Here is a 10776-nt window from a genome sequence, read left to right on the forward strand (position 1 = left end):
ATCGGACGACCCGAGGAAATCACGAGCTCCACGGCGTCGTCCTTGTACTTCTGGCTATACCTCTTACGGTCGGTCATGCGAAGAAGGGCTCCTAACAAGCTGTCTCACAAAACCATACGGCCGCACTGGGCTGGAAGTCGGTGGGTGTCCTCGAGCTCACCGCACTGCCCAGCATCGGCGAGGAGCGCTGGATCCCCTAGGTCCGGGAGGCCGATGTCCTGCTCGTGGACGGCGGCGATGCGATGTTCCTATGCCACTGGATGCGCCACTCCGGGCTGACGGACCTCTTGCCTTCGTTGGAGGAGATGGTCTGGGTTGGAGTGAGCGCCGGAAGCATGGTGATGACCCCGGGATCGGTAACGACTTCGTCAACTGGAGCCCGCCGACCGGGGGCGCCCACACCCTGGGGGGCGGTCGACTTCTCGATCGTCCCCCATCTAGGTCACGAGCTGATGCCGGAGAACAGCATGGCCGAGGCGAGGAGATGGGCTGCCGACGCAGGTCCGGCGTATGCCATCGACGACCAGACGGCTATAAAGGTGACCGACGGCACCGTTGAGGTCATCTCCGAGGGGCACTGGGAGCTTCTCTGCTCACTACGACGCAGTCAGAATTGATTTCTCAGGGGGCGCTCTGCGGACACTGCAGCTTCAAGCTTGACTAGCCCATTGATCTCTACGAAAAGGACGACCAATGCCGCAATTTGCCATCCTCATTTATGCAGACGAGTCCCTCCATGCTGTTGACGCAGCAGAGGCTGAACTCGAAGAGAACGACCAGCACGCACGAGACCTTTCAGTCTCAGGCGCTATGTCGCTTGCTTATGCCTTGACGCCTCGGGCTAATGCGGTGTCCATCCGACGAGACAGCACAGACGCTGGACCGTTCGTGCAAGCCGGCCAGTTTGTAGCAGGCTTTTACGTCGTAGACGCTCCTGATCTCGACGCCGCTGTAGCGATTGCCCGCTTGAACCCAGCGGTCCGCACGCGCACTGGCGGCGTTGAAGTTCGCCCCGTACATAGCGGAGGCATCACGACCAATACCAAGTAGACGATGCACGAAAAAGGGTCATCGGCCGGGACACCACTTCGAACGTTAGCCCGACCCCTTCGCCTCTACCCAGCGCTGACCGGCCCGATTCCCTTATGCCCGCCTGAGAAATTGCCCGGTGAAGGTGCGACAAGCGAACGCCGATTCGTACCGCAGTTCGGTTAAATGCTGTCTTGGAAAGCTACAGCTTTTCAAGACAACGCACCGACGCTGGTGGCCCCGATCAGACTCTGCGTTGTGATTCGCAACGGTATAATTGGCGTATTTTCAGCAGCGTTTGGTGGCCGATTAGAAAGCGCGAGCTACGGGCCCAGATTGCCGCCGAGGGCATGGCGAATCTGATCTGAACCCTATTACCACGTATCTGGCGCGGTTTCGCCCTGCGGCCCGCTGCTAGTCGCTGACGGTGCGCTCGGGGCCGAGGTCGCGGAGCATGACTAGGAGCGTGGGTCAGTAGTCGTTAGAACGCCGGGTGAAATTCCGGGGCCTTGGCGTGGTGGCTGGAAGAATTGGGGGTATGAACTCTGAGTCTCAGGACGGCCTGTTTGATGAAGCTCTCGTTGAGCGGGTGGAACCGGCCGGCGATGCTTTGGTTGAGGCCGGCGCGGGTGTGAACAAGCGGTTCAAACCGTTTGAGCCGGACGCGGTGATGCTGGTCCCGCCGTCGTTGGATGAGTGGCTCCCGCAGAATCATCTGGCCCGTTTTATCGCAGATATGGTCGCGGAGGAGCTGGATCTGTCCCGGTTTTACGGCTCGTATGCGAAGACGAAGGGCCAGCCGCCGTATGATCCGCGGCTGATGGTCCGGGTCCTGCTCTACGGCTACTGCGTCGGGGTCCGCTCCTCCCGGGAGCTGGAGCGGGCCTGCGTGGACGTGGTCGCGTTCCGCTGGCTGGCCGGGCAGCAGGCACCGGATTTCCGGTCCATCGGACGGTTCCGCAAACGCCACCTCGCCGCCCTGGGCAACGTGTTCCTGCAGGCCCTGGAACTGTGCCGGGCCGCGGGCATGGTCTCCCTGGGCCGGGTCGCCCTGGACGGGACCAAGGTGCGGGCCAACCCCTCCCGCCGCAAGGCCATGAGCTACGCCCGGCTGAGCGAGAAGCAGAAAATCCTAGCCGCCGAGGTCTCCGATATGCTCGCCGACGCGCAAAGTGTTGACACGGCTGAAGATGGCCGCCGCCCGCAAACAGCTCGAAGACGACGCGGCCGAAAAGGCTCGCACGGAGGCCGAGCAGAAAGCCCGGGACCGCGGCGACGATGACGACACTGCCGCCGGCAAAGGCGACGAAGCAGCGGCCCAGGCGCAGGTCAGGCCGACGGCCCAGCGGAACTTCACTGACCCCGACTCCCGGATCATGAAGACCGCCGACGGCTCCTACCACTATTGCTACAACGCCCAGGCCGTGGTCGACGCCGACCACCAGGTCATCGTCGCCACCGAACTGAACAACACCGCGGTCGACGTCCAGCAACTGGTCCCGATGCTGGAGAAGACCCGGGAGATCAACGGCTCACTCGGCCGGCAGTTCCTCGCCGACGCCGGCTACTGTTCCGCGGGCAACCTTGAGCAGGTGGCCTCCCTGGAGGAAACCGTTGCCGGGCAGAGCGAATTCTTCATCGCCACCGGCCGCCTCAAACACGTCGAGCAGGTCCCGGACGCTCCCCGGGGACGGATCCCCGCCCAGGCCACCGGACGGGAGCGGATGGGCCGGAAACTGAAAACAAAGAAGGGCCGGGCCGTCTACGCCCGCCGCAAGGCCATCATCGAACCGGTGTTCGGCCAGATCCACACCCGGCAGGGCAAACACGTGCTCCTGCGCGGACTCGAACCAGCCCGACACGAGTGGAACCTGGCTGCCACAACCTGCTCAAACTCTTCACGTTCAAAGGGAAAGCCGGGTTCCCCGCCCAGGCAGGAGCCTAATCCACGAGCCGACGCGGCCACCGGTGCCCGGCCCGGAGCCGCCGGCCACCGCAGTAACAGACCCAGCACCGCTTCGGACAGCCCGGCCACCAGAATGACAACGATTCACCGGTCAGCAGGCAGGGCTACTCGTGGATCACGGAAAGCACTACCGCCCCACGCTCCTAGGGTTCGCATGGTGATCTTGTCGGGGCAGTGGTGCGGCTAAACGTCGGCGCCGATGGCCTTGCCGAGCTTGGCGATGGTCTGCTCGTTACGTCGGTAGTGGGAGAACTGGCCGATGCGAGTGCAGATCACAAGATCCGCGCGTTGCAAGGTCGCCATGAACTGTGAAGCGGTGGACTGTGACACGTTTGCACGCGCCTGAATGTGTTTCAAACACACTCCGACCTCGTCCGCTGGCCGATCCTGCGGCGGAAATGAGTTGCCGTCCTTGAGCCAGTCCAGAATTGCCAAGCGGGTTGGGTGGCCGAGCGCTTTGAATGCGCTCACCAGTTGATCGTCACTGAGTTCTCCCATGCCTCCAGTGTAGCAATAAATCGTAATATCGCGATGTTACGATGCTGTGCTACAAATTAGATCGGTAAATCACGTTTTTACGATGAAGGAGGAAGCATGGCAACGAGAACTGCATTAGTCGTCGGAGCGCGGGGTGTGATCGGCGGAAACTTGATCGAGCACCTCGACCGCGTGGGAGGCTGGACGATCATCGGACTTTCTCGGCGGGGAGGGGCTAGTCAGGGATCGATTCGGCATATCGCCGTTGACCTTCTGGACAAGGACGACACCGCTTTGAAACTCGCCAGCCTGACTGGGGTCACTCATGTCTTCTATGCCGCTTATCAGGATCGCGCCAGCTGGGCGGAACTGGTGCCGCCGAACTTGGCGATGCTCACGAATGTCGTCGACGCGATCGAACCTGTGGCGCCGAACCTAGAGCACATCAGTTTGATGCAGGGGTACAAGGTCTATGGCGCTCATCTGGGGCCCTTCTCGACGCCGGCCCGTGAGGACGATCCGCCGCACATGCCGCCGGAGTTCAACGTCGACCAGCAACAGTTCCTTGAGCGCCGGCAGGCTGACGCCGCTTGGTCGTGGTCCGCACTGCGCCCCTCGGTTGTGGCCGGCATCGGGCTCGGTAACCCCATGAACCTCGCCATGGTGATTGCGGTGTACGCGTCTATGAGCAAAGAGCTCGGCGTCCCGTTCCGGTTCCCTGGCAAGCCCGGGGCCTACACAAGCCTGATCGAGATGACGGACTCAGGGCTGCTGGCGGAAGCTACCGTCTGGGCTGCAACGAACCCCGGCAGCAGGAACCAAGCCTTCAACATCACAAACGGTGACATGTTCCGCTGGTCCTCGATGTGGCCGAAAATTGCAGCGTTCTTCGACCTCGATGTAGCGCCACCTTTGCCGATGAGCCTGAGCGACGTGATGGCAGAAAAATCTGACCTCTGGGATGCAATGGTTGCGAAGCACGCTCTGGCGAAGACCCCCTACTCTGATGTGTCCTCCTGGCAGTTTGGCGACTTCGTCTTCGCGTGGGACTACGACGTCATCGCCGACACATCAAAATCGAGGCGTGCCGGCTTCCACACATACGTTGACAGCGAAGCGATGTTCCTGAGAATCTTCCAGAGTCTCCGAGACCAGCGACTGATTCCCTAAGCAAACGGCAGGGGCCTCGCAGTCAAAGCGCCTGCCCGGACGATGTTACAAACTGACGCGGCCGCTGGTCCGGCTGCGGCTGCGTCAGTCGTTCCCGCTGAGGGATCCTTGGGTTCTTGCGGTGATTGCAAATTGATTCGGGGCAGCGGATTTCCAGCGGGTATTGCGCCGTTCCGGTTCAGACGGATTCGTTCTGTCCTGACTCCGCCAGGGTGACGCCGGCGACAGACCAGTTCTCGCGGGAGAGCTCGTGCAAGATCACCCGAATCGTGTCCGGACGGATTTCCATGACCTCAGCGTAAGTGGCCGTTAGCGCAGCCAGTAGCTGACGCTTCTTTTCAGTGGAGGAGGGGGATGTATTGAGAACCTGTATGAGGGTCATGCACAGATTGTGGCATTATCCGCAGAGGAACGGGTGGACTCCGGACAGGCCTGATGCGTCTCGAAGTGCGCAAATCTCCTGAAGTTGGCCATCCTGGCCGCGCTGGGCCCCGCGAAGCCGTCCCGTTCAGGGTTCCACATAGGTCATGGTCACATACGCTAGCTACCCGTTATGGGACTCAACGACACCTGCTGCGTTCTACTGCCAGCACGGCTACAGGATCCTGGAAGTCCACGGACCCGTCGTTCCCAACATTATCGCCTCCGACCTCCTGCAGATCCGGCCGTGACCGGCCTGATGCCGCACATCTAGTTCCGCTCGACCGAAGGCAACCCCGTCATCACCTGCTGCGCTTTCTCTTCATGTTTGACGGCGAAATCGCCGCCGTCACCGGCGAAGTACTCCGCGGAGCCGAAGCCGGCGTCACCCGCCGCCCAGGGGTCCACGTCGGCTGACCCAGGCCGTCCACGTGCTTGAGGCAGAGCGACTCCTTCTCCCCGCCTCAGCCTTAGCCCGGCTGCAGCATCCCCGGGCGTCCACCGAAGGCCCTGAGCTTCCGGACCCCGCGCCCGCACCCGGGCCGGGGCTGGCACGAACCTTCCGGGTGGAGCAAGTCCAGGTCGCTGTCGTGGTTCCGGGAGGACTCCGGCCGTTGAGGAATGGCTGTCGCCGTCTTGGAGGCCGGCCGCGAGAGGCGCTTAGCAGGTACTTTTGGACGGCAGTCATTAGCGCGGCGGTGGTGTGATCCGTCCGCCGCACGTTGCCCGGCTGTTGTCTCAGTGTTTCTTGAAGGCGTCTTTGACTTTTTCGCCGGCCTGCTTGAGATCGGCTTTGACCTGATGGCCTTTGCCCTCGGCCTTCAGCCGGTCGTTGCCGGTGGCGTCACCGGCGGCCTCTTTTCCTTTGCCGTGGAGTTTCTCGGCAGCGTTGTGGATCTTGTCTCCCAAACCCATGGCGGTTCTCGTTATGTGGTCGATTCCGCGGCGTGGATGCCGCGGAGGCCGATAACTAATTGTAGGGACGAACCGTCACTCATGGGTGCTGTGGTCAACCGATTATCCGCTTGTCCGGGCCGCGCCGGGTGCGTGTCGGTGGGGGATCCGTGCGGGGATTTCGTTGCCGGGTATTCGCTGCAGGTTTGAGGGCGTTAGGCGATCAGGGTGTGCAGATCGACCCCGAAGATGGCCACGAGCGGCCAGAGGCCGATCGCGGCGAGGCCTTCGAGGATGTTGCCGGGGATGTTCCAGGCCACGAGGTAACCGTGGGTGGCGGCGACGACGACTCCGATGGCCAGATACAAGACCCCGATCAGGCCAATTCCGCGCCTGCCTGTTGGACGCCTGCCAAATCCGCGCATCATCGCTCATCTCCCGCCGCGGGGTGTGAACGAAACTATAGTAGTGCCGGACTCAAATGTGGAGACCGGCAACCATACTGCTGGTTGTCCCCGTGGGCGTCCCCGGTTACCAGCAGCCAGACAGGGTCATTGCCCGGTCACTGTCTCCAGCGCCGGGCCGCTGCCGGGCTCTATTGATCAGCTCGTGTTTGCTCCGATATGTGAGCCGCAGCAGAGGGGTACCGGGCCTGTTCCAGATGCCGGGCCAGCTTTTCCTCGGCGTCATGGCGGCGCTGGCCGACGGCACGCATCTGCCGGGTGGTCAGGTTCTCATGAACCGGCCGGCGGAAGCCCCGGTCGATTCGGTCCGGACTGGCTGGCCCGGACCGGACCGGAACCCGTTCGGTAATCTCGTCCATGAGCGAATTATCCCACTGAGTTCTATACAGGAACAGAGGGAGCGAGCCGCTGCGGTCGTCGTTGCGGGTTCGACGGTGCTCCACGTCAGGGTCTCGGACGGCCGCCGACGTATGACCGATGGTGACACCGGGCCGCGACCGGTGTTCTTGTCAGCGTTCAGGCCCACGGGGAGCCTAATGACGGGGGTAAAGCACAGCGAATGACCCGCGGGCGGTAGTTCCAGGTCCGGGATTTCAGCTGGCGGCCCCCGACGGCATCGGAGCGGGCAACCTCATCCTCGCCGAAGCCGCGGCCGCTGCCCTGGCCGGGCTCTACGTCCTGATCCGCGGCAGCGACCTGCCTGGGTACTGGCCCTGCTCACGGCTGGCGGCGGACTTGCGGGACTCCTGCTCTACCGCGATGTTTACATCCCCGCGTTCGGCCCCTTCCCCGCCATTTAAGAACCCGTGTGGTTCTTCGACAAAAGCCTCACCGCCTTCGCCGACGTAGCCGCGGTCCTCGCCGCCGCCGCGGCGCTGACACTCCTCCGGTGAACCCGCAGGGACGTGCCCGGCTACACGTCCACACGTGCCCCCGGGCCCGCCGGCTGAGAGTCCCGGACTGAGGCAGGCCCGGCCGAAACCGCTGCCACTGCCCTTGCTCCCGGGCAGACCAGCGCGCACGATGAGAGATGACAACAAAAGACCGTTCCGCACGGACCGGCCTGACAGCCACACACGGAGGATCCATGACCAGGGACGCCAATAGCCACGCCCAGGAGCGCTTCGGCGCCGCTGTAAACAGCGGCAAACTCGAAGAATTCGACGACGTCGTCGCGGCCGGCTGTGTCGACCACGACCCGGCACCGGGACAAGGACCGGGCCCGCAGGGATTCAAAGACCTGTTCGCAGGGTTGCGCTCTTCTTTTCCGGATCTGCACATCGACGTCGAACACCTCACAGCCACCGACGACGACGTCGCGTTCGCGTACACGATCACCGGGACACATCAGGGGCCGCTGATGGGTCACCCGCCCACCGGCCGGAACTTCAAAATCCGGGGCATGCAGATCGGACGCTTCGAAGACGGCAAACTCGTCGAGCGATGGGGCAGCAGCGACCAACTGGGCATGCTCACCCAACTCGGACTTGCCGCGAAGCCATGAGAATCGTCCGAGCACTGGCCTCCGGGGCCGCAGCTGGCGGCGCCGGGACCACAGCCCTAAACACCCTCACCTACCTGGACATGGTCTGGCGGGCCCGCCCCGCCAGCAGCACGCCCGAGGCCACCGTGGAAAAACTGGCCGACGTCTCCGGCGTGAGGATCCCCGGCAAAGAGCAGGAACGCACGAACCGGCTAGCCGGGCTCGGCCCGCTGACAGGACTTGTCGTCGGCGCCGGCGTCGGTGCGGTTCTCGGGCTTTCCCGGGAGGCCGGATACCGGCCAGGACTCCTCGGTTCGTCACTGATTGCGGCGGCCGGCGCACTGATCGGCAGCAACGGCCCTATGACCGTTCTGGGAATTACCGATCCCCGCACCTGGTCTCCTGCGGACTGGGCCAGCGACATCCTCCCGCACCTGGGTTACGGCATCGTGACAGGCGCCGTGCTGCACGCACTGGACCCGGCCGCCTCCCGCCCGCTTTGACCCGCCGGGGCGCAACGGGCAGGCTTCTCGGTTGCACCTCCGACCGTCCAAGCCGTCTTCCGAATTTCTGGCCGGGGCTCAGAAAAGCCCGGGAATCCGATTCCCGGCTAAACGCCGGTGAGGCATCGATTGCCCACCTCCTCAGAGGGGGCCGTAGCCCGGTCCCCTGTTTTCGATATCCCCCCGATGTGGGTGGGACATTTATGACGCCCCTGTGCCTGTCTTCCTTGACGGCGGCCGGGGGGCGTTTTCCGCGTCCGGGCGACCGGGCAATCTCCCTGTGAAATTCGTCGGCGCACCAGCAGGGGCCGGCTACACCACCGACGGATTCCTCGGCTTCGACCAGCACAGGGCATCGCCCCGCCAGGGCCGGCCCGAGTCCGCGCAAGCGCTTCAGCGGAGGGGTTCCTAGGTCCGGACGAATATGAAAACACTCCGGGCACAGCACTGCGGACTCCATGGCACATATTGTATGGGAGTATGCCGCCTCACCTTCGTGAGAGAAGCAAATCCGATAGGGGTGATGCCGACCCAGACGGTCGTCGGGGGTTTGGGGCGGCGGATGATACGGGGCAGGCGCGCATCAGACACTCCGCCCATTCACCGATCTGCGCCAACTAAATGGCCACGGCGTTCTCCCATTTGCGCCGGCTGTATCCATTGGTTGCCGCGGGAGCCTATTTCGACGGAGGCGGCCGCCGTAGGCCATGGGATCACGGGTTCGTCGAGATCGATCGGGTCGGCTACGGGAGCGGCAGTTACGAGGGCGAGATCTGCTTCGCCCTTGATTTCACTGACATCGTGACCGGCCGGACGGAAACCCGCTCGGTGATCAACATGGCACAGAAATGGGTTTCGCGGCCGTCAGAGACGCCACCGCCGCGTTCCCGTTCCCCATCCTTGGCGCCGATTCGGACCGATTATGCTGACGTCCGCGGTATGCCGACGTTTGGGTAGGGCTCGGTTGCGTCCCGCGGAGTGGGGGGCCGGTCTACGGAACCGCAAAAACTGAACGGAAGACTTGACGCGATTCCCCGCCCCGGGATGCCACAGTTTCGCGCTGACTCTTCCGGCCGCCGCCCGGCGGGAGTACCCTGCGAATTGTCATGGTCTCAAAATCGCACTCATGACAGGAGCACACCGATGTTCGACCAGAAATTCATCACCGATGCAATGAGCCGCAGCGCCGAAGACCCGGTGGATAGGCGTATCCTGTTCCGGGCGGCCGGGATCGCAGGTATCGGCGGCGCCGCGGCCCTGCTCGCGAGCTCACCGGCGTATGCGTCCCGGGAGGAAGAGAATTCCGGCAAGGGGCCCAGCGACGGGGCAATTCTGAACTTCGCCCTCAACCTGGAATACCTCGAGGCGGAGTTCTACCTGCGTGCCGTCACAGGCCGCGGCCTGGACGACGACCTCACCGACGGCAAGGGACGCAAGGGCGGGGTCACCGGAGGAGCCAAGGTCCCGTTCAAATCCGGAAGCCTGATCGAAAAATACGCCAAGGAAATAGCCGCCGACGAGAAATCGCACGTCAAGTTCCTTCGCACCGCTTTGGGCAAAGCCGCTGTTTCCCGGCCCCAGATTGATCTGGAGGCCAGCTTCACCGCCGCGGCGAAGGCCGCGGGCCTGATCAAGGCAGGCCAGAAATTCAACCCCTTCGCCGATGAAATCAGCTTTCTTCTGGGTGCGTTCATTTTCGAGGACGTCGGCGTCACCGCCTACAAGGGAGCAGCACCGCTGATCGATAACAAAACCTACCTCGAAGCCGCCGCCGGCATCCTCGCTGTCGAGGCGTACCACGCCGGCATCATCAGAACCACCCTCTACGCCCGGGATCTGCAGATGCCTGTCCAGGCCATCTCCGATGCCCGGGACAGCCTCGACGGGTCCACGGACCTCGACCAGGGCATCGGCACCAAAGACACCGCCAACCTCGTCCCCACGGACGCTAACGGCATTGCTTTCAGCCGCAGCGCCGGACAGGTCCTGAACATCGCCTATCTGACTCCCAAGGCAGTACGCGAAGGCGGGTTCTTCCCCAAGGGGGTCAACGGCGACATCAACACCAGCGCCGCCAGCTCATAACACCGAGAACCACCAGTAGAAACGCCGGGGTCTGGGCAGGCAGGCCGCAGGGGCGCCAGCTTTCCCTGACCGGGAGGTTCGTTCCTTCCGTGCTGGGCGGCACGGGTTCGGCCCCGGGCAGCGCCCGGTTCTGACCCATGTTGGCTGCCCGGGCTTGATGCGCACGTCAAGTTTCTGAGACAGTTTAATCGTTGTTTTTCGGTTACGCGGCCAGGGGTTCCTGGTCGCGGGTCTGGTGGGCGGCGAGGGCTGCGACCGGGGTTCGGTGGCCCGCTCGGGCGTTGG

The 10776-nt window shown here is 63.4% G+C and carries 10 protein-coding genes and 3 pseudogenes; 8 read left to right on the top strand and 5 right to left on the bottom strand.

The window, feature by feature from the left end; all coding sequences use genetic code 11:
- Nucleotides 1–215: 215 nt before the first annotated feature.
- From ACZYZE_RS18700 to ACZYZE_RS18710, 3 genes and pseudogenes are all read left to right on the top strand, one after another.
- Nucleotides 216–617: pseudogene (locus ACZYZE_RS18700) on the top strand (Type 1 glutamine amidotransferase-like domain-containing protein); the annotation flags it as partial.
- Between the two features lie 76 nt (nucleotides 618–693).
- Nucleotides 694–1050: a YciI family protein gene (locus tag ACZYZE_RS18705; RefSeq protein ID WP_459320447.1), complete on the top strand. Its 357-nt coding sequence runs from the start codon at nucleotides 694–696 to the stop codon at nucleotides 1048–1050.
- Between the two features lie 610 nt (nucleotides 1051–1660).
- Nucleotides 1661–2974: pseudogene (locus ACZYZE_RS18710) on the top strand (IS1182 family transposase).
- Nucleotides 2975–3178: 204 nt separating this feature from the next.
- Here ACZYZE_RS18710 and ACZYZE_RS18715 read toward each other — a convergent pair.
- Nucleotides 3179–3493, bottom strand: coding sequence for an ArsR/SmtB family transcription factor (locus tag ACZYZE_RS18715; RefSeq protein WP_463909515.1), 315 nt, complete (start codon nucleotides 3491–3493; stop codon nucleotides 3179–3181).
- A gap of 96 nt (nucleotides 3494–3589) precedes the next feature.
- On the opposite strand from ACZYZE_RS18715, the gene ACZYZE_RS18720 reads away from it, so the two are divergent.
- Nucleotides 3590–4642 (top strand): SDR family oxidoreductase, encoded by a 1053-nt coding sequence (locus ACZYZE_RS18720; protein WP_463909516.1) that lies wholly within the window; start codon nucleotides 3590–3592, stop codon nucleotides 4640–4642.
- Nucleotides 4643–4820: 178 nt separating this feature from the next.
- Here ACZYZE_RS18720 and ACZYZE_RS18725 read toward each other — a convergent pair whose 3' ends face one another.
- Entirely contained in the window at nucleotides 4821–5024 is a 204-nt protein-coding gene (locus ACZYZE_RS18725) for a tautomerase family protein (RefSeq protein ID WP_463909517.1), read from the bottom strand.
- Between the two features lie 205 nt (nucleotides 5025–5229).
- Here ACZYZE_RS18725 and ACZYZE_RS18730 point away from each other — a divergent pair.
- Nucleotides 5230–5479: pseudogene (locus ACZYZE_RS18730) on the top strand (amino acid transporter); the annotation flags it as partial.
- Nucleotides 5480–5800: 321 nt separating this feature from the next.
- On the opposite strand, the gene ACZYZE_RS18735 reads toward ACZYZE_RS18730, so the two are convergent.
- From ACZYZE_RS18735 to ACZYZE_RS18745, 3 genes are all read right to left on the bottom strand, one after another.
- Nucleotides 5801–5977 carry a CsbD family protein gene (locus tag ACZYZE_RS18735; RefSeq protein WP_234754158.1) on the bottom strand — a complete coding sequence of 59 codons (177 nt, stop codon included), beginning with the start codon at nucleotides 5975–5977 and terminating at the stop codon, nucleotides 5801–5803.
- Nucleotides 5978–6171: 194 nt separating this feature from the next.
- Nucleotides 6172–6384 (bottom strand): hypothetical protein, encoded by a 213-nt coding sequence (locus ACZYZE_RS18740; RefSeq protein ID WP_459320450.1) that lies wholly within the window; start codon nucleotides 6382–6384, stop codon nucleotides 6172–6174.
- Nucleotides 6385–6551: 167 nt separating this feature from the next.
- The gene (locus ACZYZE_RS18745; protein ID WP_463909520.1) at nucleotides 6552–6779 is read right to left on the bottom strand and encodes a hypothetical protein; all 228 of its coding nucleotides are present in this window, start codon (nucleotides 6777–6779) and stop codon (nucleotides 6552–6554) included.
- Nucleotides 6780–7507: 728 nt separating this feature from the next.
- Here ACZYZE_RS18745 and ACZYZE_RS18750 point away from each other — a divergent pair.
- The 3 genes from ACZYZE_RS18750 to ACZYZE_RS18760 all read left to right on the top strand — a co-directional run bounded on the left by ACZYZE_RS18750 (nucleotide 7508) and on the right by ACZYZE_RS18760 (nucleotide 10491).
- Nucleotides 7508–7924: an ester cyclase gene (locus tag ACZYZE_RS18750; protein ID WP_463909521.1), complete on the top strand. Its 417-nt coding sequence runs from the start codon at nucleotides 7508–7510 to the stop codon at nucleotides 7922–7924.
- Nucleotides 7921–8406, top strand: coding sequence for a hypothetical protein (locus ACZYZE_RS18755; protein ID WP_459320208.1), 486 nt, complete (start codon nucleotides 7921–7923; stop codon nucleotides 8404–8406). The genes ACZYZE_RS18750 and ACZYZE_RS18755 overlap by 4 nt, the downstream gene beginning before the upstream one ends.
- Nucleotides 8407–9549: 1143 nt before the next feature.
- Nucleotides 9550–10491: a ferritin-like domain-containing protein gene (locus tag ACZYZE_RS18760; RefSeq protein WP_463909523.1), complete on the top strand. Its 942-nt coding sequence runs from the start codon at nucleotides 9550–9552 to the stop codon at nucleotides 10489–10491.
- The last annotated feature ends 285 nt before the right edge of the window (nucleotides 10492–10776 follow it).

Source organism: Pseudarthrobacter woesei (genome assembly GCF_055412745.1).